Genomic DNA, 22213 nt, shown 5'->3' with positions numbered 1-22213 from the left:
ATATTCAACTTTAAAAGAACCTAGGCGCGGTTACGCGCTTAAAGCTGTTTAACAAATTAAAGCGCAGGAAAATCTCATGGGATCCGGAGTTGTAACGAGACAGCTTACTGGTTTCGGCATCATAACTATAGCCGATCATCATATTGTCTGTTACTTGAAAACCAACCAATCCACTCACTGCAGCATCCCAGCGGTAAGCCGCTCCGAAAGTAAACTTCTCTCTAAACATAACATTCGCACTCAAGTCTACCTGAAGCGGCGATCCTTCAACCATCTTAACCATGGCCGCTGGTTTTAATTTCAAATTATAACTCAGGTCAAACACATAGCCTCCGGTTACATACAGGTGCATGCGTTGAGCTAGGGTATTGACAGCATTGTCGTCATAGCGGGTTTGGGTAAACAAATTAGGCGCTGATACACCCACATAGGCTTTCTCTGAGTATAAAAACATACCCACTCCAAGGTTCCCACTAAAGGCGTTCTCTACGTTGTTGGCTACTACGGGATCGCTCTGTTCATAAATGCTCAGCTTGCTGTAATCCACATTCAACAAATTACCCGATCCCTTTAATCCAAAGGCCAATTTATACTCACTATTCAGATCAATCCCATAGGACAGATCTACTGATAGGGTATTTTCATCCATCGCACCTAGGCGGTCATTGATGAAATTTACTCCCAAACCTAAGCCTGAGCGTCCCAAGGGAGTGTCTGCCGCTAAAGTGGCTGTTTTAGGAGCTCCATCCAAACCCACCCATTGGGTGCGATACAATCCAAAAAGGTTCAATCCCTCTGAACTTCCTGCATAGGCAGGGTTTATTCGGGTGTGATTGTACATATAATGGGTGTATTGAGGATCTTGTTGGGCATGCGTAAGGCTGGGGAAGCAACCTAGTACCACTAGGCTGATCCCAAAATATATCTTATTCTTTTTCACGATAAGCTAGGTTTTAATTCGTCTCTAAATGTAGGTAGCCCGATTTTTTAATCGTACGAGAGCCGTGTTTGTCGCTCTTCTCATAGGTCAAAATGTAATAGTAGGTCCCACTAGGTAATTGCTCCTTTTTATTTAGCGTTGTACGACCTTCGGAATAACCACGAAATACATTGTCGGAACTGCCATAACCCGTAGTTTCAAATACTTTAACGCCCCAACGGTTGTAGATCTCTACGCGATTGTTTGGATAGCGGTGTAAGTTGTCGATCAGGAAAAAGTCGTTCTTCCCATCTCCATCAGGGGTAACTAAATTGTACACCACTAAATCTTTATCTGCCAGGCGGAGGTCTACCTTGGCCAAGGTGAAATAGCCATAGTCCGTTAAACGAGCGGGGGTAGTAATTTCTTTGGTATCAACTGATACGACACCGCCTTGGTCCACCCAACGTTCTTCTTTCTCATCCCAACGCACAATGTGGAGGTTCTCTTCAGGATTGTCTAAGAGGTCAGCCGTGGTGGTGCGCTCATCCCAACTCAAGGTCAACATAATAGCTCCACTGCTATTGGTCGGTTTTTCTACCTTCCAATACTCCGTCGTATTCAGCTTGATAATGGAGGTACTTGTCTCGGCGTGACTCTTAAAAAATTGGTGATCCCAGGAGATATACTTGCTTTGGTAGATGTCTTTTTCATTGGGTGGAGATGAAATACGCGCTGGGCGATATACTCCTTTATCCCCAATGGGAAAGACAAAGGCATCTTTGCCGATTTTCTCTACATAGCCATCTGCATGACTCGTATCTGAAGGGTTTAGCGCCTTTGCTCCAGCGTGAAACGTCAACATACCCGCTAGGGAATCGACTTGTACTATACCGTCTTGAAAATCAACACTCCCTTTGATGTTCATCTCGTTTTTTAAATCAAAGCCCATCACTGGGGTTGGATTATTTAGGGTAACGCGATAAAATTCAGAAGGTTGAGTACCAGAAATCAGCTGAGCACCGCCTTGACCCTCTTCGGAAGGCGTGAATACAGCATGCCCACTAGTGGATCCTGTACTGGGATAATATAAATTATCGTTGTTGAAATTGCTGTAATAATAGGTGGAACCATCCGTTTGAACAACACCCGTTGGCGTATTGTCAAAGTCGTAAGTTGTACTAACCACAGCCTCTTTGCCGATCGTTAGCGTACCTTGATTAACTAGGGCGTTTTGATAAGGAGCCTGCCCAAAAATGGGCAAAACTCCAACCAAAAAACACACAAATACATGTATCCTTTTTTTCATAACTTTATTTTTTATTTAGATTTTAGCGCTATTTGAGCAATTCCTTCTACATCACTTAACTAGTCTGAGTGAACGCTTGCCAATCCATGGATCATCATCTCTGCCTACGGGACAAATCTAAAGGACAAAAAAGTTAAAAAAAGAATCAAAAAGCAGGAAAAACAATCAAGAATGTAATTAAACATCTATTAACAATTAAAAAAAAGAGGATCTGTGATTTATTTTTAAAAAAATATATTCCAAAAAATTAAATAAATCAGTTCGTTTTAAAAATAAGTGAGTATATCACTTTATTTGTTCACATTTTTTACTTGTGTTTTAGATAAATAACACAACTACAAAAACGATGGTTAATTGGATTATCTTGCTATTTAACTTCCATAGGGTTTCAAAAAGCAGATAAACGCATTGATTTTTTTGTCTATTTAGCTCGTTTAGGTTGTAAAAGAGCGTATAAAAACACAAGAAATGAGTATTGTATGCGAAGGTTAAACGAAATAGATTTAGAAAATAACACGAGTACAGCACCCATATAAACTAAGAAGCTTGCCCAATTCCATGGGCAAGACTTCAATCAAAAAAACACAAATACTCGAATGTATTTCTCTTATATATTGTATCAGCGACTCTAGTTAGTGCTGTTTTTATTGTGGTAATAAGCTAATGACAGCACAAAAAACAACGCTGTACGAGAACTCATTTGCTCGCCTTATATAATTTATGCTTCTTCCTTCCTCTTCTTTTTAATTCTCCTTAGTTTGCTATTACCTTTCAGCTCTACTAGTTCAGATCAGGTACAACTTACTCTTTTAAAGGAATGAGCGGAAGAACAACTGTATTTTGATAAGTCAAAGCTACTGGACTTAAAAGTTAATTACTGCATCAAAAAGCAATTAAAACACAGGAATAGGAAGGATGAAACGCAGTTTTAACGTTTTAAAACAAGACGATTATTTATTGAAAAATAAAGGACTGAGCGCTGCGATACCCTTATACAAATAAAAAAAATAACACCCTAATTTTAAGCCAGTTAGAAAAATCAATTTACGTCTAGTATTTTCCTATTATCACAAGGGCATCACTTTTGTTTTACTCAACAGGTAGGTGTATTTCTATTTTTCTGTTTTTCTTAGGACCAATCATATCCATACGTAGGGCAATGACACCTCATTTTGGGAAATCGCTACAAAAATATCAAGAGTCTTTTTCGCTTGCTTTCACTTCTCTGTGTACTATCTCTTTTTCCCTGCTAACGCATGTCCAATAGTCTTCCTTTCTCCTGGGACTAATACGGTTCTATCACACTAAAATTCTCCAAAAAAAAAATAGATTCCTCAGCATAAAAGAATCTATTTTTTTGACTAGTTTATATGAACACTTCTTCATGCAACTCACTTTTCTTGTAGTAGGCGCTTTTTGAAGGTAAATACCCTTTCCTATATGTTTCTTAATCATTCAAGAGTTCGGATGGAGGAAAACCATAGAAATATACAAAGGCACGATAAAATGACAATCGAGTATTAAACCCGCAAACAACAGTTAATTCTTCGACAGTAATATCTTTTTCTTTCTCGCGAATAACATTGATTGCATATTCTACTTTCAATCGATTGATGTATTGTTTAAAACTCGATGACTCTGATTTTTTAAAATAGTCGTGCAACTTATTCTTATCGATTTGCGTAAGTTCGGCTACTTTAAACAAGGTTAGGTTATTGTCGAGAAAAAGTCCAGTTTCAATAACTTTTGTAAAAAGTGCTTGTTTAACTAGCGTAGGATCCAAAAATGTTTCTTCGGGTCGAGCTCCTCCTTTTACTGTTTCCTTTTTCGCTCCTCTTTGAGCTTGTTCTGCGTTTCTTGTAATGGTTACATTTGTTCCCTGAAAATACTTCCATTTTAGCTTTTTTGAAGCTGTAGGTTGACTTTGTTTATTTTGCTGAACAAAATTTACTACTTCGTTACCACAGGCGTATATGCATACACCTAAACTAAATAGAGAAAAAATGAAATCGCTACAATTTAGCGCTTCACCGCCTTTGAGCAAGGCACTACTAAAGAAAAAGAGAGAGACAAACAACAGAACAACATAAAACAAAATGGCTGCTGCTTGATTTTTGGTGTGCCCTTTGTCATTGATATAGTTCAAATAACCGTAGCTACCAAAGCCCAGGGTGATAAAAATACTCAAGGCAAGCAGGGCCGCTTTAAACTGATTGACATTTTTAGGATAAAAATAGGAGCTATAGCCATAAGCAAGGAGTAGAACGAACAATAGGCCTGCAACAGCGACATAATACCTCCATGATCGTCTCTTTTCAACGGTCAACAACAAGAGAAAAGGACCACTCAAACAACTAAAAAGGATACCTAAAGACAAGTCAGGAGTAAATTCAAACAGAGATGCCCCATAGACTAGCAAGGAAAAAAATGCAAGAAAACTACTGATAACCAGAAGATTAATACTTAATATAGTTTTATTCTTTTGGAGAAAAAACATCAAAGTATGTCCCATAAAACCTAAAACAACAAAAAAAATCACGTTCATAATTTAAAAAAGGATAAATCGTATTCTTTATAATTGCCATCCAATAAGCAAGACCAAATAGGGCTTTTACACCTATTTTTTGCTTTACAATAAGCGTATTATTATGATCATGGTCCTTTAGCCAGGTATCATAAATATTTTGACGTTTATATCACAAACATTCACTGTTTACAAAGGCAGTGAAAGGACCTCATTTATTTCCTACTCTTGCCCCCTTTGTACATTTTTATTTTTCACCTGTTTGATCCCCCATTGCAACAAAGTTAAAACAGAAATAAAAAGTAGTACGCATTTAATGCCAATATAAAAATGAGGAATATAATGTGCATAGCGATCCTCAAAAAAAGTTGCGGAAACTACCTCAGCATTAACGAGTAAAAAATAAAAGAAAAGAAAACAGTTAACAAAGTATATATACGCTTGAATCTCTTTGTTCACAAAGCGAAAACGCTTAAAATAAAGCAAGAAAAACAAGGCGTACATGATGGCGTAAAAATTAAATAAAAACAGGATGATTCCCTTTTTTTCTTCAAACAGTACTTCAAAAAAAACAAGATTAAATCCGATGACAATTAATTTATAAATTTCGTTTTTCAATGCCTTATTCATCAATTTAGAGGCAAAAGCAATCAAAATACTATTGATAACTACAATAAAAATGGCAGAATTTACTGTAAGTATCAGCCATTGAAACAGAGTAAGACACAGTACAATCATCCCCATTTGAAGCATAAAAAAAGCGTATTCGCCTTTAGGCTCCTTTTTCATTGTCAATACTCCTTTAAATTCAATAGCTTCCATATTTTCTTTTCTCTAGTAGTAAATCAATCAATATATTTCATAATTTTAGACCTATATACCAAAAAAAGTCACAAATTAATACCATTACCAATCAATGGTTCATTGCTAAAAAACATTAACATAAAAATTAAAAAATACAATTAATACAACCATTTATCATAAAAAAGATAATTACTATCATTTAAAAAACGAAACACAAGACATAATTAAACCAAACACATCCATTAATCAAAATAAAAAAGTAAATAAAACAATTTCACCACGAAAAAAATTAACATAAAAAAATAAACCATACCGTTTTACTTTCTTGATTATTCAATACCAGGCTGTACAAAGGCTATACATGTTATACCTTTAGCTCCCCTTAATGAATAAAACAATCCTACGATGAACAACACGACGTTATTGATCCAGCATATCGAGCGATTTACGGGGCCTCTTCTTTCTGTGGAAGCTACGGCTATTGCTTCATTTTTTAAGATGAAGAGCCTCGCAAAAAAAGAAATTATACAACAAGCTGATGCTCCCTGTGATGTGATGTGTTTTGTTCTGAAAGGTTGTATGAGAAGCTACTACCTAAAGGAAAATGGCATCGAACAAACGGTTGATTTTGCCATTGAGAATTGGTGGATGACGGACTTCTTAGCTTTTGAACAACAAGCATCGAGTAGTTTCTCTCTACAAGCTGTAGAGCGAACTGAAATTTTTTATCTTTCAAGTCGAGAATACACCTCTTTATTGCGCGCACATCCAATCATGGAAAAATACTTTCGCGCTGTTTTCCAAAAGGCGTTTGGCGCGGCACAACACCGCCTAAAATTCTTATATGCCTTTAGTCGAGAAGAATTGTACTTCCACTTTGAAGAGCAATTTCCCGCTTTTGTACAGCGTATTCCGCAATATCTCTTAGCCTCCTATTTGGGATTCAGCCCTGAGTATTTGAGTGAAATTCGAAAGAAGCGCTTTTCTTAAACCAGTTGAAGTTTTCTCGTTGCTGTAGGTTGTAGTTTTGAGGGAAATAAAAACAAGGAAAATATGTCAAACAGAAAATCAATCTACAGCGTAGCGCCTAAGGCTTATGAAGGCATGCTCATGCTAGAGAAGTACCTCAACGAATCAAACCTCAGTGCCACCCACAAAGAATTAATAAAAATACGAGCTTCCCAATTGAATGGCTGTGGGTATTGTTTGGATATGCACTGCAAAGATGCGTTGAAATATGGCGAGTCTGTACAGCGTTTACTGGTCTTGGCTGCTTGGAGGGAAACTACCCTATTTACAGCTGAGGAACAAGTTATTCTGGCCATGACGGAAGCAATCACTTTACTGCACACAGGCGGAATAAGCGACGAGCTTTATGCTCAAGCCGAACAGCTATTTGATGCAGCGTATTTGGCTCAATTGATCATGTGTATGGTCACTATTAATGCATGGAATAGAATTGGTGTAGCCACCCATTTAAAGGCAAAATAGGTCAAACAAAAAATGCTTGAGCCTCTGCTCAAGCATTTTTTTATGAAATAGGTTCTGTCTGATGTAGTACTACAACCCGAAGCTATAGGTCACTTTTAAACCGACATTGAACATGCGCAATTTATACTTATCGCTTTCTCCTTGTAATACACTGTTAATTTTCTCGCCATTATCATAGCTCATTAATCCCGTGTTTTCCTGACCAGAAGAAGCTAAGTCATAATCGCCATAAATCCCGAAGTACAAAAATTGATCGTCTGAAAGTGTGTATTTCACACCTACTTCTCCGAGGATAAAAAAGCCGTTGTTCAACTTTATTTTATCTTCTTCTTTTTTGTCTCCTAACTTACCGAAACCAGCCCAAATGGGATTAAACAATTCGGCATCCCATTGTGCGTAATACCCACTAGTTTCAATAGCCTCTAGCGATCGTTTGGACGTGGCCTTGAAGAACAATTGATACTTTAGTCCTACAGCAGCATATAAACGCAGGTTCTCACTGCCTAGACTAGGTCCTTCATACTGCAATTTGAAGGGAATTGCCAAGTAATTCCCCTTGATATCCTCAGTGAATTTCGCTAGTTTATAGCGATATTCAAAAAGATCTCCTTGCGAATCAATCGCTGCATGGGTTCCATGATAGTTATTTATTTTCTTTGTTACACTATAAGCGCCAAATTCCATTCCCGCACCTAAACTCAAATTTTCTTTGAGGGGATGCATATACAGGGCAGAGAATCCAAAGTTATGTCCATCTGATAGTTTTGAACTGGGCTTTTTCATTCCTGTTACACCTCCTGAGATAGAAAATGCGACTTCTTGTCCACTGACGTTGGTTGTACTCAATCCCAAGAACATACAAACCGCCAATCCCGTTATTTTTATTGTTTTCATCTTATTTCTTTACTACAAATTTGATTGACTCTTTTTGACCGTTTAATTCGAAAACAGCCACATACATTCCACTCGGCAAGTTTTGCGGTAAGCTAATCTCAGTCAATTCACCTTCCATTGCTACCGAGTGCAACAACTGTCCGCCAAGGCTGTAAATTTTAACTGGAATCCCCGCTAAATTGGCATTGATTCCCTTGACAACTAACGTTACTTTTTGCCCTAATACCACAGGATTTGGATACAGCTGAATCTCTTTGTTTTGCCCATTTACCTCTTCCATAGGGCAAACGTGAATGTTCTCTCCATCTTTGGTCGTTACAATAGCGTGATATACATCGTTGTAATCAAGTAATCCTGTTTTTCCGACAGAATACACTTGCTCTTCCGAAACTAATGTTCCATTTTTAAACCATTGGAATCCTGAGAAGTGATAGCCTCCATTGGTTTGTGGATTATTGTTAATCAATAGGGAGTTATTGAATTTATTCACGGCGATATCCTTAAATGCGAATGCCTTTTCTACGATTAGGGTGTAGTGCTCAATTACTTTTCCATTTTGAGAGGTAATTGTTATTGTTTGTTTGTAAATACCCGGTTTAGGCACTGCAATAACAAATTGGTTACTCGGTTGTACTTGAGCTCCTTCATCTACAACAACGTTGATTTGAACGGTTTCACTACTATCATCACAAGAGATCAAATGATAAATTTCCTTTTGTGGTTTATCGTAGTATTCCTCTCCAATCCAAAGTTCGTGAATACTTGCATCGTTGTTTACAATGCGCAACACAAGGCGAACTGCTGTAGCTGCATGATGGTTTGCATCACCGGCTTGGGAAACAGTAATGGTTATTTCCCCTACTTTTTTAAGTGTTACCCAACCTGATTCACTTACTTCTGCTGCAGGTTTACTTCCTGTATATTCATAAGTGTATTGTAAAGGTAAGGTTGACGTACTACGCGCCTGTAGTTGGAAATCGTCTGTCTCTGATAAGATCAGCGTTTGTATCTCCTCCAAGGTAATTACTTGGGGTGCTTTTTCAATAGTTAAAAGAGCCTTTAGCTGCTGACTTACATAGTTAGTTCCGCCTTGAATCTTCGCTTCAACTTCATAGCGACCTACGGCTGTTTTACCATTATTGATGTGCTCAACAGTTACTCCCTGAGGAATAGTTCCAGATACGTATATGGATTTTGGCGTTCCATCATACACAAAAGTGCGATCTTCAAAAAGGATTCCTACTAGGGTTGCTTTGGTAATAGTTAAATTGGCAGTAAGCTCTAAGTTTCCATAGCGTTCTCCACCTACAATTGTAGCAATTACCTGGTATACCCCTGCGTTTATTTTTCCGTTATTCGTATAGGTAACGGTTACTCCTTCTGGCAATTCACCTGAAATGGCTAGGGTATGTTCCGTTCCATCGTATACAAAAGTTTGACTTTCAAAAGTTAAACCAGACAATTGATGACGGATGATTAGGCGTGCCTCTAATTCGCGATCCTCGTAATTTACACCACCTGATACACTCGCTTTTACGAGGTAACTTCCGACTTCAACTTGTTCATTCCCTTCGTAAGTAACCGTTACGCCTTCAGGTAGGTTTTGTGTAATATAGATCGATTTTGGCGTTCCATCATAGATAAACGATCCACTGTCAAACACTAGATTGTTTAATCTCGCTTTCGAAATTTCTAAGGTTCCTGCCTGGTATTGAATGTCATAGTTATGGGATTCGTATCCGCTTATTTCAATCGGATAGGTTCCTACCTGTGTAGCTTCTAGGGCTGCACCCGCATAATGAGGTTCACCTGTTAAAACAGCAGCAGTTTCTCCGTATACCAATCCGGTATAACTCACTGCCCATCTGGTGTGAACTGCAGCATCATACACTTTTGTTTGATCTGTTGCAATTACTGTTAACGGTGCTTTTGCCACCTGTAAATTAAAGCGAACTGCTGTTGCTGGTAAGTATTCCTCATTTCCTTCTTGACTGATGACTACTTCCGTTTCTCCTGCTCCCTTAATAACAAGTAAACCATTTTCAACTACTGCTACGGCCGCATCAGAAACGGCATAAGTCAACGGCAAGTTACTTGTTGTTTCTCCTACACTAAATGGAGCATCTCCATAAACCTTACTTACATCTGCAGCAGTAATAATTTGTTCTTTTAATTTAATGGTTTCGAATGTTATCTTTTCCCAAGTATCACATCCTGACACGCGAACGTACACATCATATGTTGTTTCGGCTGTTAAACCTTCAATCAATTGATTGTACCCCACTAGATCGATTGAAGTACCCGATCCACGTTCAAATCCTGCTGGACCATATTCTATTTCGAATGCCGTCGCATTAGATGCAAGGGTCAAGGTTGCTTGTTCTTCTCCAATCTGATCTATACTCAAGGTTATTGGAGGGCAACGCAAAGCTTCAATATTGATTGTAACAGTAATTTCTCCATACGTTGTTCCATCTTGAACAGCAGTTGCTCTTACTTTTACTTCTCCATTTCCAATGGCTGTCAGTACGCCATTTTGATCGATGCTACCAAGTGTTTCTCCTTCCGTCATCGACCAAGTCACTGCTTGATTTGTTCCGGCTGGCAACACCTGAGCCACTAATTGAAGTGTACCATTTTCAGCTGTTATTTCAGCTGGAATACTATTTGCTGTAGTTACTTCTACACCCGTTACAGGAATTCCAGTTGTAATATTGAGGGTATAATCTTCTACTTGTCCTAAGTAATATCCTACAGGACATGGCACATTCTCTAATACTCCAAGTGAGCTTGTTGGGTTGTGATACATACTGACAATGCGCATTCTGGTAGGACCAATCAACGCATCAGCAGGAACTGCAATGGTAGCTGTAAGTTCGCCAATTCCATTACCTACATTTTGCAAGAAGCCCAACTCTATGCTTTCTGCTTCAGAAAACTGAAAATCATGGTTAAAATCAATATATGCTTTCACAAGGAAATTATCTTGTTCCTGCGTTTTCCCTTTTACAGCTACCGTATAAGTTTGACCTTGTTGCGCCTCGACGATTACATTTGTAAAGTTTTCATATGCAGGTGCTTGATCAATCAAATCACTACTTGTCTGTGTAGTTTCATCAAAAGTAAACTCGAAAATAGGCACCGTATACGAACCATTTCCAACTTCTGGCTCACAATAGTCACCACCTGGATTCACATTTTTCGCTGATTTAATACAGCGAACGGATGATCCTTGTTGTCTCCAACCGCCGGCATTAGGATTCATTGTTATATTACTGTAATACAAGTATTTTGCATAGTCTGTTGAATTTTCAGAAGTCGACTTACTCCAATAATAACCGCGAACGCCATCACTGTAAACACCATCAGTTCCTCTAGCTCCTGCAACGGTCAAACGCAAATTACTGTCAAATGCTGTTTGTATATTCGTAATAGACTCCGCAGCAATAATATCTGCCCATTCAACACTAGTAGGTGTGCTCCAATCCTCGCCTAAGGCTTTACACGGATCACAACCATTGGTTGCTGAGATTGCTTCTGGTGAAGCAGCTTCCCACGTATCCGTTGTATTTCCTGCACTCCACCATTGTGGTGAGCTCACTATAAATCCTCCATTACTTTGTGCAACACCCGAAGGGTTGTTTGGAGATACCCCTCCTCTAAAAACTGGAGAAGTTCTGTTTTGATGACCATCATCCCAACGTCCCCATTGGAATAAATCTCCATAGGCTAAAGCATCTGTAGCTGCTGTTGCTACCTGCTCACTTCCTAAATTCTGTTGCAACCAAATACTTCCATCGGCTGTGCGAACTGTTGTATAGGTAACTTGCTGACCATTATAAACGAAGGTAATACATCCTGTATCTCCTGGATTTTCTCCTGGCTCTTCATTATTACAAGCGGGTTGAACGGGTTCTGACGTAAGATGTAAAGTATAATCCTCAACTTGTCCATAATATGCATTATTACACGCATCTTCATCTTCTCCCTCCTCATATCCAGTCCACATGTCTTTGATAATTCGCATACGCGTTTTTCCTACCACAGCATCGTCTGGAATGCGGATTTGGAACGTTACCTCAACGTCATCTTCTCCTGTTGATGGAGACAGTGAAGCTGCATAATATTCGGTTGCAGGATCAAACTGACCGTCCTTATTCCAGTCGATAAATACTCTGATATCATTAACCATTGCCTCCTGCGTTGGTGGCGGAATATTGGTGTTCCCTTGAACGTGTAAAGTATAGGTTTGTCCTATTTGAACATTGGCTTCCATTGCTGTAAAATTCTCATAACCCGGTGATCCTCCAATACGTGCATCGGTGCGATTTTCCAAATCTGCCATTTTTACAAACGTAATAGGTTCTACCCCATAATCAGCCGTAACAGGGCAATAACCATCTGGATCATATGTATTTTCAAATAGAATCGCACGGGTAACACCATTGTCAAATCCTGTTACAAAAAGATCTTTATCTCCATCGTTGTCATAGTCAAACCAAACTGCTCTAGCATTATACAAGCCTGGCACTACAGCCGAATTTTCCTCGTGAAGTACAAAAGCTTCGTTGTTTTGATTCTCGTAGAAAAACGTTTTATTCCCCTCAGAAGCTGTACCACCAAAAGCAAATACATCTAAAAAACCATCGTTGTTGTAATCAACCAACGCACAAGCACCTGCAACTGTTCCTTGGAATTCAAAGGAAGAAGGCGTGTAATTTCCTGCACCGTCATTTAAGTATAATTTTAAACTTGGAGCGAAGGTTGAATCCATACCAGAAATCAACAAATCTAAATCGCCATCCCCTTCAAAATCTGCAACGCTAATTGATGAAAAATAAATTCCGCCAATACCTGATCCTTCGTGTTCAATAAAATCGCCATCGCCTTTATTTAAATACAACTTTGTTTCAGGTCGGTAATTGGTACTAAAGCCTGTGATTAAAATATCGTCAAGACCATCTCCATTAGCATCGAATATAGCAGAGGCACTAAAGTAGGTGCCCATAAATGTATTGTTTGATGCGACAAAGCTTCCATCCTCTTGTTGGAAATAGAGCTTAGATACATAAACACTCGAACCTTGTCCGTTGACAAATATATCCATGCGTCCATCTCCGTTTAAATCGGCAATGTGAACACTCCCCCAACTAACGGCTTCGATTCCTGTATCATCGCGTTTTCTAAACGTATTATTTCCCATGTTGTAATAGATTTCAAAAACTTTAGTATTATCAGGAATACCAGGTTCTTTTCGAATTCCCGTAATGGCAAAATCCATCAATCCATCTCCGTTTAAATCGCCCACGGCTATAGCCGAATACATAATCAATGAAAACTCATCTTCAAGGGGAACAAACTGCCCGGCTTCATTTACATAGACAGAAGTATTCCCTACTTCATATCCCACTATGGCACCTGAGTATATCAAATCGGGATAGTCATCTCCATTAATGTCCATCACTGCACAATCGCCAAAGAAAATCCCGTCAAATGTTTGGGAGGTAACTTGGCGAAAATCCTGTGCATAGCTGCTAAAACAGCCTATAATACTTAAACATAGTGCATAAAAAATACACTTCATTTTATGAGTACACATCTTATTTTTTTTAGTCATGATTAATTAACTTAAATTCATTTTGCTTTTATTGAGTCCCTAACTCAACGAACGCAGTAGGTTGGGGGTTATACTACGTCCTGTCAAAAAGCGAAGAACGACAGGAAAGAAATGCGGTCCTTTAGGTGTAAAATCTGGGTATAAATGATTCATATAAATGGTGTTTTTAATTCTAACACAAAACTATTTATATTAAATCTAATTAAAAACAAACTGAATTCATTTGTAGAATTTTCTATACAACACTAGAATAGCGAGGCAATAGACAATAGAATTAGTCTAATTAAATATAAATTACTATTATTTTGTTAATTTTTCACTAAGTATTGTTCCTTAAAACCGCAGTATAGGGAGTGTTAAATCGACATTTGTCTACGAATCAGGCGAATTAGTTCGCAGGCATTCCTTTTTTAATACGCCAATACGTGCTTTAGGAATTACACAATACCTACTAAGATGTTTGCCAATTACTTGGGAATACTTTTACATCCCTTAGAAAAACAATACCTTAGCTACACGAATTGTCCATGGTCTTTTTTCAATTTACAACTTATGTCTGATCAGATTTACAACTATTCGATTCAGGATATGCTCCAACTGCTTGAACACGATTTTCAAGAAAGTGGGTTATACCTGGATTTTCGACGTAATTATTCGGATAATCCGCTAAAACATCCGTATCGCAACCACAACTATACCCTTATAATTGTTACCCAAGGAACGATAGAGGTACAACTTGATCTCATTTCCTACCAATTAGCGGCCCATACGCTTGCACTCATACCGCCTCAAACTGTTATATACTTTAAGCAGTTAAGCGATGATCTACATTTTGTAACCTTGAGTTTTGACAAGTCCTTTGCCATCGATCACACGCAAAATGAAAAGAGTGATTTCACACTGCTTGCTCCGCATACTGTTACACATTTAGGGCTGTCAGATGAGCAACTCCAAACACTGCTAACCCTTTGTGAATTAATGGATCAAAAAAACAAGCAAAAAGATTCCATTCCACAGTATATCGAGGCCATCCACCACCTTTTTGCTGTGTTCTTGCTCGAGCTAAAAGCTATTAGTGTAGCTAACAACACCGATCTAAAAGAACGCACCTCGAGAAAAGAACATTTGACCCTGCATTTTTTAGAAACACTGCAACTGCATTTTAAAAAAGAAAAAAACATTCGCTTTTATGCGGATGAGCTATGCGTTTCAGAACGATATTTAGCGAAAGTGGTTAAAGAAGTTACTTCTAAAACCATAGGTGAACTCATTGACAAGGCGGTGATTTTGGAAGCTCAACTCCTGCTGTCAAACTCCTCACTCAGTATAGGAGAGATTGCTGATGTGCTTAATTTTAACACGACTTCCTTTTTCGGCAAGTTTTTTAAGCGAAACGTCGGCTGTTCGCCCCGGGCTTATAGATACAGTTTGACGTAGTCAAGCGCAGTTTACTTACATTACATCAGTCTTGTTCGATGGAAAGCAAAGGGATTGAAAGGCGCTTAAAAAACGAAGAGAGGGAATACCCTAGGTCAAAAACGAGTTGATATCGCAAAAAAGGCGTATTTTAGACCAATTATAGGTACAAATAGTTCTTTTTTCCGCGCTTTATTTGAACCAAATTTGCAGTGACAAAACGCCAACGGACATTTATACATCAACCATGAGTAAACATTATATCACGTGTAGTGCTTGTAAAACAGAGAATTTAAACAGCGATTATTGCACCAATTGCGGAGAGATCATCAATGTGGTGTTAAAACGCCAAATGGAACAACAGCGCATTCAGGAGGAACGCATACAGAAAGAACTCCAGGCTGAGCCGACAAAAGTGGAAAAACTCTTCAGAAAACTGCGCTATCACCCCAATCCTTTAGTGCGTGTGCTTATGATAATTGCCAACACTATTTGGATGATTATTGCGGGAATTGCAGCTGGAATTGCCTATCTGATTGGAATGATCGCTGCTTGAGTACCTCATCTAGTACAAATACGGTATAACGAAATCTATGAGAAAAGCGCTCTTTTATGGTGCCTTGAGTATAGCTGCAGTCATCTATATATTTCAGCAAACGGGTCAAGCCCTCCCCTCTTGGGTTAATAACTACGTCAATGATTTTCTTACCCTTCCACTGGTTCTTGGGATTTGCTTGTTTGTCGCACGAAAAATCAAGGGGGACAAACAGCTCCAACTTCCATTGCCGTTGATCTTGACTATTACCACCTTCTATTGCTTTTATTTTGAGTGGTATCTCCCTCAACACAATGATAGATATACTGGCGACTTCGTCGATTGTTTGCTTTATTTTGCAGGAGCTACAGTTTTCTATCTACTCCATAGCGTAGATCACAAAAAATAGGGACAAACTGCGCATCCCTCTTCTTTCTACTTTTGCTGGCCATTGCTGATGCTATTCTTGATCGTATAGCAAACTCTTCCCGTGGAATAGTTCTTAACGGAATCATTAAAGGACATGCTTGTAGCGGTTGAAATAACTTTTTAAAGTGGCTGCATTTAACCGAAATAGGTGGCACAGTCCGACCGAAATAACCATAAATATCAGCATATTGAAATAAACAAGGAACGAACTTGTAAAAGGTTTGTAAGGGGTTTGTAAGGGAAAAGTTAATATTTACTAGGGTTTAAGGCCTTTTTACCTATGTTACCCTTTACAAACCATTTACTATCCCTTTACTATCCCTTTACTATCTACCTCTAATTTTCCCCTTTAGCAAGTGGTCCATCAGCCTTTGTTGCAACAACGAATCATTCCACCGCCCAGTGTCAAGCCAAGAGGCTCCCTCTCCTTCCTCCGGGACATAGGAGGCGGATTTTCGCGTTTTCAGAACTAAGAAAGGAATCATCGCAAGGGGGAATGGGCATTCAACTGAATCAAATGAAAATTCACTTCAAATGGAAAAAGGAGTACATATTCCATACAGGATAAATAGGCAAAAAAAAACCGATAACGAGGGTTATCGGTTTTCTTTGCGGAGAAAGAGGATTAACCTCTTTTATGCTGTATGCTTTATAGATAGGGCGGTTCACTTTTTTGGATTGGAGTGAGCACCTTATTAGGAAAGTTATGGGCTATGATTGGAATTTTTTGATTCTATGTTAAATATAACATATTTAAATAAGAAGCATATATATTAGCTGTGTGTAATAGAGTTTACTACCAAATTATAGTTTATTTAATAAAAAATCAGATATTGCTTTTCTACTTTGTAAAGTATATTTAAATGGTTTTGTTGATTTATCTTCAACCAATAAACCTAATTTAATAAGTTCACTTAAATCTTTACTTGCTGTCTGCCTTACAACTTTATGTTTTTCTGCATAAGAACTTAAAGTTATACTATTTTTTTCTTTTAAATATAAAAAACCTACCAAATCAGCTTGTCTTTTGTTTAAACCTTTAGAAAGTAATTCATAAGAAACAAGATTGGCTTTTTTTCTTTCTTCAAGCTTTTTGTCTCGATATTGAGTTAATTTTTCAAATGCAATATGTATATTTTTAATTGAATAGGTTATAAAATAATTTAAATCGTTTTGGTCATACTCTGTTTTTAAAAATGCTTTGTCATATTGAGATCTTGACTCTAAAATGACTCTTGATATAGAAATGTTTCTTACTAAGGAATAACCTTTTTTTAATAAATACCAATAAAATAAAGCTCTTGCTGTTCTACCATTTCCATCTTTAAATGGATGTATAAAACCAATCATAAAATGTATTATAGAAGCTTTTATTATAGGATGTATAAAGGTTTTCTCATCATTAATAAATTCACATAATTCACCCATTAATACTGTAATTTCTTTCCAATCAGGAGGAATGTGCGCAATTTCGCCATCTACATGATCTGTGACATAAACTTCTCCATCTCTAAAGTCGCCTGAATATTTCTCTGCATCTGTATTGGCAGTCATGATTTTATGTAAATCAATTATAAGCTTAAAATCAATATTGTTATCTACAAATTCACTTATATATTCAATTGCTCTTAAATTATTGAATATCATTTGTTCTGATTCATTTCTCGGAGTTCTTCCTGTCTTAAGCATATCCCTTGCTACCTCAGTAGTTGTAGCAGCCCCTTCTACTTGAGAAGAAGCAACAGCTTCTTCTAGAATTGAATTTTTAAAAAATTCAATTCTATCAGATGGAAGAATAGGATTTTGTTGTAATCCTCCCATTAACTTTAAATCAAAATCATGTAAATTTTTTGAAATATATTCTGATTGAAAATATCTAAAACTATACGTACCAAAAGTTATTTCTTGATATTTAGAAGTTCTGTAAGTTTTTAATAAAATCCAATTGTCGATCTGAGATCCAAATGGTACGTCTTTTTTATACTTAATATCGTCCCAATAATAATATTTCTCGTCTGATTTAATGATAAAATCTTTGAATTCACCTTTCCAAATTCTTTGAAGATAGTCAAAATTTAATTCGCATTTTGGTGGTTTTTCAAGTTTCATTTTTCATCATTGTTAAATTGTCTTCCAAAGTTAACAATAACATCTATGTTCCACAACTTTATTCCAGTTAAATAGATAATAAACATGATAATTGGATTTTTTCCGGTTATATAATTAAACTGGAATCTTATTAAAAATCTACCATTTTGTAACTACACAAAAAAAGACTTAGCTATTTAAAACTAAGTCTCTCTTGTTTATATAATCAAAAATCTACGACACATTTAATTACATCATCTTTCTTTCTAGGTTTATTCAATATCCAGAACTATCTTTTTTTAATATCTCATAAAAATCATTATACATTTTCTTTGAGAACTCATCATCCTCAATATAGTCGGGAACTATTAAATTACAATATGATACTTTAGATAAGATAAAATTAGTCTCAGCAGGTTCAAAATTTGACTCCCCATTTAACTCAAACAAAGTCGCTTTTGCATCTAACATTACTGTTTTAACTCCTACAAAAAAACAACCTTTTCCTGCCAAATCCACATTATAACCATGTTCTAAATGATATTCTAGCATCTTTGTGCTCTCATAAAACAGTATTGAATATTCTCCATCATCAACCTCGACATTATACATATAGCCTATTTTTTTTGCATACATCTTTAACAACTCAACAATATCTTCAACTGTTTTATTTGAGTAAAAAAAAGTACAATTCACCTGTAAATTCCTTTCTATTATCTATTTATAAGGAGTTGCTCCATGAGTAACACCCTCCATAAGTTTAGTATTACTATCTCTTAAACGAATATCGTTTTCAATATACAATCTTAACGCAGAATTTTGAGGATCAACCAATTTAACGTCTTTTGAATCGATTTGAAATGCAATATAATGAGTACTTTTATCTCCTGACAAGCCTATTTGACCTTTTTTACCTGAGGCTTGCAATTGATCAGGTGAAATTCTTGTAACATACACACCTTTTTGTTTGTTCTTAATTGCTCCCTTTCCTTTTTTTCCTGGATCTCTAGCTTCAATTACACCATTTCCTAAAATCCCTATATACCCATCTTTACTTTTATAATGATAAACAGTTATAATCTCCAACCCAAACACATCCAACCATCCACTTGGATCACCGACATATGCATACAGTGTAGGGTTACCACCAGCAAGTCCTACCGGGTCTTGGGTGATGTAGTTTCCTTGTTCGGGGTCGTAGTAGCGGAAGCGGTTATAGGCGAGGCTTGTGCAACTCTAGATTATTATTTAAAATTAAGGAGTCGTTGCATGCTGAAGTATTGTACGATCTAGTGTTTGTTACTAATAAAGATAATAAAAACAACACTTTATCTAAAACAAAAAACAGAAGTAAACTAAAATCTACTACTGCCATTAATCTAATTGATAAATTATTAGTTATGATCTAAAGCCTTTAATTTAACGCATTAATTGTCAGTTATAGTTATTCGAAATTTTTCTAAACAACTCTTCAACTATATCTTTCTTATCAGGATAATCTTCAACAAATAAACCACAAGCTATATATAAATATTTTAGAAAATCTTTATTAGATATTACTACTTCTTCATTCAAAACACTAAATTCGACTCCCTCGAACTTTTCTTCATTATCATCTAACTCTTCAGGGAATGTAATTACAGTATCTTCAAAACCCACACCTATTTTATTGGAAAAACCCATCAATGTATCAATAAATTTAGCGGTGGGTAATGTATAAAAAAATGCTTCTACAGGAAAAAGATTATCATCATTTAATTTCAATTTTTTCTTCATTTCACTTTATATATTACTAAAAATCAACATAAAAACTAGTCACATTTCCAGCATCATTCGCATAACCTCTTATTTTGGTTCCATCGACTGATACACCTTGCCAATTACGATCTAATGAACCCTTTTGTCTTGCTGAATCAGCTGCTTCATTTCCTAAACTCATCATTTTATCATCAGAAATAATAGAGATGTAGCTTATCATACCCACTCTCACTCAACCCAAACACATCCAACCATCCACTTGGATCACCGACATATCATACAGTGTAGGGTTACCACCTGCTAAGCCTATCGGGTCTTGGCTGATGAAGTTTCCTTGTTCAGGGTCGTAGTAGCGGAAGCGGTTATAGGCGAGGCTTGTGCAACTCTAGACTATTATTTTAAATTAAGGAGTCGTTGCATGCTGAAGTATTGTACGATCTAGTGTTTGTTCTTGATAATGGTAATTACCAAAATGTGCATTTACAATAGCTTTTTATATAGACATCTAATTACCAAGCACTTTAAACACTCAAAATAGGTTTATTAAGTATTAATATGCGAAGTAAGCCTTAAATGTTTCTAGGTGTATCTCAAAAAAACCGATTAGACTAAAAATATGTGCTTTAGGTCTTACTTTTGTTATCTATCTCAAATACAACATTATTATAAAGATTCAATATAGTATGTGACAAACAACTAATCTGATTTGATATTTTTGTTATAAAAATCTCTTAATTCAATTACCAGATTATCAATATATTCTTTAGGTAAAATTATGTCTTCAACTTCACTAATACAGTAATCTATACCTATTTTACCTTTCAAAATCCGTATGTCTACTCCATTACTAACAGCAAAAAACTCATAATTATAATCTCGTATACTTAGTGATGTAAAGCAAAAATTTTTATTATTTTTTGTCGATGATGCTGAGCAAAAAGTGTCTAACATAAATTTATATGCTTCATATAGCTCCATTTGAAATAATTTTTCATCTTTTGGAATATTTAACAATGCTGATGGTGTTCTTTCAAAAAAATAATACAGATCAGAACTTAATGTAACCGTATCGATTTCCTTTGGAAATATATTTGCTTTTAAAACATACAAAAAAACCCCCATTTTAAAACTTTTTGTAATGTTCCATTCTGGAACCATATCAATTATAATTGCAAACTTATTCGGATCACCTATTACCATCCTTTCTTTTTTAAATTTAATTTATTTTTAACATCATTTGGTACTTGATTTCCTGTCAAACATGGACGCGGATAAATTTGATTTGTCGAGCCAGTCCAATGCCAAGTACCATTATTACCATAAAAGAATCTATGTAAACTTCCATCTATAGGATCTCTCGCATAACGATGTCCATCTGAACCAACAAGAGAATTACCAAATAACTCAAATGAATTAGACGGCTCTAATCCTGCATTAGGTCTATTTCCAGGTTTTCCTAAAGTATGTTTTGGATTTGATACATACATCAAACCATTAGAAGCTTCCCTTACTTCATAACTTAAACTCTCACTCAACCCAAACACATCCAACCAACCACTTGGATCACCGACATATCCATACAGTGTAGGGTTACCACCTGCTAAGCCTATCGGGTCTTGGCTGATGTAGTTTCCTTGTTCGGGGTCGTAGTAGCGGAAGCGGTTATAGGCGAGGCTTGTGCAACTCTAGATTATTATTTAAAATTAAGGAGTCGTTGCATGCTGAAGTATTGTACGATCTAGTGTTTGTTCTTGATAATGGTTATTACAGAAATGACAGGAAAATTCTTATGAACTATTCAATAATACTCTTTTTTTAGTTTTGATAACAATTTTTCCAACTTTTCATCTCCCTCAATTAATTTTTCATAAAAAAACTCATCATCGCCAAACTCTTTAAAAGTATAAAACCAATATACTTTAAAATTACTATTTTCAAATGCTATTCCAGAAGAAGATTCCCAAATATCAGGCATATTGTAATCTATTATATCAAATAGAGCCAATGGTCTTAATACTAAATATGTGTCCGCTAATTCTGAAACCAAAACGAATAATCCCTGATTACTCATTAAGATACCAAATACCAAATAATCAACATTTTTATATAGAAACTCATAAGAATCATCCTCTACATTTTTATACATCTTATAAGCATTATAATCCAACTGTTTCAACTCTTTAAATGTTGATGCTTTACATTTTAATTTTAACATTATTCGTTACTATGTTTTTTAAATTTAAAATCCACTCTCTCTTCTGTAGCAGGATTTACTACATAGTGCACAACACTATCAGCCCCTTCATTAGATTTGACTTTATATTCCCATTTTTCCAAACCTATATAATTTGGTGTAGGCTTCCCTAAAAATCGGACAGTTGTTAATTCGAAATTATTAACTTTAAACAAAACTGTCAAGTATGAAAACA

Annotated in this window: 20 protein-coding genes and 3 pseudogenes; 5 read left to right on the top strand and 18 right to left on the bottom strand. The window is 36.4% G+C overall.

Going from position 1 to position 22213, the window contains the following annotated elements:
• Nucleotides 1-10: 10 nt before the first annotated feature.
• The 4 genes from HX062_RS12330 to HX062_RS12315 form a co-directional block, all read right to left on the bottom strand.
• Entirely contained in the window at nucleotides 11-925 is a 915-nt protein-coding gene (locus HX062_RS12330; RefSeq protein ID WP_502888509.1) for a PorP/SprF family type IX secretion system membrane protein, read from the bottom strand.
• A 28-nt stretch (nucleotides 926-953) separates the two neighbouring features.
• Complete coding sequence (locus HX062_RS12325; protein ID WP_182628695.1) at nucleotides 954-2228, bottom strand: T9SS type B sorting domain-containing protein; 1275 nt, start codon at nucleotides 2226-2228, stop codon at nucleotides 954-956.
• A gap of 1447 nt (nucleotides 2229-3675) precedes the next feature.
• Nucleotides 3676-4773 (bottom strand): helix-turn-helix domain-containing protein, encoded by a 1098-nt coding sequence (locus HX062_RS12320; RefSeq protein WP_286467624.1) that lies wholly within the window; start codon nucleotides 4771-4773, stop codon nucleotides 3676-3678.
• Nucleotides 4774-4974: 201 nt separating this feature from the next.
• Nucleotides 4975-5574, bottom strand: coding sequence for a hypothetical protein (locus HX062_RS12315; protein WP_182628696.1), 600 nt, complete (start codon nucleotides 5572-5574; stop codon nucleotides 4975-4977).
• A gap of 387 nt (nucleotides 5575-5961) precedes the next feature.
• Between HX062_RS12315 and HX062_RS12310 the strand changes: the two genes are divergently transcribed.
• Nucleotides 5962-6546: a Crp/Fnr family transcriptional regulator gene (locus tag HX062_RS12310; RefSeq protein ID WP_286467623.1), complete on the top strand. Its 585-nt coding sequence runs from the start codon at nucleotides 5962-5964 to the stop codon at nucleotides 6544-6546.
• Between the two features lie 63 nt (nucleotides 6547-6609).
• Complete coding sequence (locus HX062_RS12305) at nucleotides 6610-7047, top strand: carboxymuconolactone decarboxylase family protein (protein WP_182628698.1); 438 nt, start codon at nucleotides 6610-6612, stop codon at nucleotides 7045-7047.
• Nucleotides 7048-7116: 69 nt separating this feature from the next.
• Here the strand turns inward: HX062_RS12305 and HX062_RS12300 are convergent, their stop codons facing one another.
• Both HX062_RS12300 and HX062_RS12295 read right to left on the bottom strand, forming a co-directional pair.
• The gene (locus tag HX062_RS12300) at nucleotides 7117-7941 is read right to left on the bottom strand and encodes a hypothetical protein (RefSeq protein WP_286467622.1); all 825 of its coding nucleotides are present in this window, start codon (nucleotides 7939-7941) and stop codon (nucleotides 7117-7119) included.
• 1 nt (nucleotide 7942) lies between these two features.
• A complete protein-coding gene (locus HX062_RS12295) occupies nucleotides 7943-13525 on the bottom strand; it encodes an FG-GAP-like repeat-containing protein (RefSeq protein ID WP_286467620.1) in 5583 nt (1860 codons plus the stop codon).
• A 585-nt stretch (nucleotides 13526-14110) separates the two neighbouring features.
• Between HX062_RS12295 and HX062_RS12290 the strand changes: the two genes are divergently transcribed.
• The 3 genes from HX062_RS12290 to HX062_RS12280 all read left to right on the top strand — a co-directional run bounded on the left by HX062_RS12290 (nucleotide 14111) and on the right by HX062_RS12280 (nucleotide 15918).
• Complete coding sequence (locus HX062_RS12290; RefSeq protein ID WP_286467619.1) at nucleotides 14111-14995, top strand: AraC family transcriptional regulator; 885 nt, start codon at nucleotides 14111-14113, stop codon at nucleotides 14993-14995.
• A gap of 226 nt (nucleotides 14996-15221) precedes the next feature.
• Nucleotides 15222-15530 carry a hypothetical protein gene (locus tag HX062_RS12285; protein ID WP_182628702.1) on the top strand — a complete coding sequence of 103 codons (309 nt, stop codon included), beginning with the start codon at nucleotides 15222-15224 and terminating at the stop codon, nucleotides 15528-15530.
• A 37-nt stretch (nucleotides 15531-15567) separates the two neighbouring features.
• Nucleotides 15568-15918: a hypothetical protein gene (locus HX062_RS12280; protein ID WP_286467618.1), complete on the top strand. Its 351-nt coding sequence runs from the start codon at nucleotides 15568-15570 to the stop codon at nucleotides 15916-15918.
• An 824-nt stretch (nucleotides 15919-16742) separates the two neighbouring features.
• On the opposite strand, the gene HX062_RS12275 is transcribed toward HX062_RS12280, so the two are convergent.
• The 12 genes and pseudogenes from HX062_RS12275 to HX062_RS12220 all read right to left on the bottom strand — a co-directional run.
• On the bottom strand, nucleotides 16743-18047 hold the full coding sequence (locus HX062_RS12275) for a Fic family protein (protein WP_286467617.1): 1305 nt from the start codon (nucleotides 18045-18047) through the stop codon (nucleotides 16743-16745).
• A gap of 255 nt (nucleotides 18048-18302) precedes the next feature.
• Nucleotides 18303-18638, bottom strand: a complete 336-nt coding sequence (locus tag HX062_RS12270) for a hypothetical protein (protein ID WP_286467616.1) — start codon at nucleotides 18636-18638, stop codon at nucleotides 18303-18305.
• A gap of 105 nt (nucleotides 18639-18743) precedes the next feature.
• Nucleotides 18744-19121, bottom strand: a complete 378-nt coding sequence (locus tag HX062_RS12265) for an HYD1 signature containing ADP-ribosyltransferase family protein (protein ID WP_502888508.1) — start codon at nucleotides 19119-19121, stop codon at nucleotides 18744-18746.
• Nucleotides 19122-19244, bottom strand: a pseudogene (locus HX062_RS12260) (RHS repeat-associated core domain-containing protein); the annotation flags it as partial. It lies immediately after the preceding gene.
• 216 nt (nucleotides 19245-19460) lie between these two features.
• The gene (cdiI, locus tag HX062_RS12255) at nucleotides 19461-19802 is read right to left on the bottom strand and encodes a ribonuclease toxin immunity protein CdiI (RefSeq protein ID WP_286467614.1); all 342 of its coding nucleotides are present in this window, start codon (nucleotides 19800-19802) and stop codon (nucleotides 19461-19463) included.
• Nucleotides 19803-19818: 16 nt separating this feature from the next.
• Nucleotides 19819-20004 carry a hypothetical protein gene (locus HX062_RS12250; RefSeq protein WP_286467613.1) on the bottom strand — a complete coding sequence of 62 codons (186 nt, stop codon included), beginning with the start codon at nucleotides 20002-20004 and terminating at the stop codon, nucleotides 19819-19821.
• A 12-nt stretch (nucleotides 20005-20016) separates the two neighbouring features.
• Nucleotides 20017-20115, bottom strand: a pseudogene (locus HX062_RS12245) (hypothetical protein); the annotation flags it as partial.
• Nucleotides 20116-20480: 365 nt separating this feature from the next.
• Nucleotides 20481-20984, bottom strand: coding sequence for an Imm42 family immunity protein (locus HX062_RS12240; RefSeq protein WP_286467612.1), 504 nt, complete (start codon nucleotides 20982-20984; stop codon nucleotides 20481-20483).
• A complete protein-coding gene (locus HX062_RS12235) occupies nucleotides 20978-21319 on the bottom strand; it encodes a hypothetical protein (protein ID WP_286467611.1) in 342 nt (113 codons plus the stop codon). The genes HX062_RS12240 and HX062_RS12235 overlap by 7 nt, the downstream gene beginning before the upstream one ends.
• Before the next feature lie 9 nt (nucleotides 21320-21328).
• Nucleotides 21329-21451, bottom strand: a pseudogene (locus HX062_RS12230) (RHS repeat-associated core domain-containing protein); the annotation flags it as partial.
• A gap of 131 nt (nucleotides 21452-21582) precedes the next feature.
• A complete protein-coding gene (locus HX062_RS12225) occupies nucleotides 21583-21999 on the bottom strand; it encodes a hypothetical protein (protein ID WP_286467609.1) in 417 nt (138 codons plus the stop codon).
• Nucleotides 21999-22213: hypothetical protein (locus HX062_RS12220; RefSeq protein ID WP_286467608.1), on the bottom strand; the 215-nt coding region annotated here is incomplete at its 5' end. The genes HX062_RS12225 and HX062_RS12220, both read right to left, overlap by 1 nt.

Origin of the sequence: Myroides sp. DF42-4-2, assembly GCF_030326445.1 — a bacterium.
Lineage (GTDB): Bacteria > Bacteroidota > Bacteroidia > Flavobacteriales > Flavobacteriaceae > Flavobacterium.
This window is presented reverse-complemented; position numbering and strand designations above follow the sequence as displayed.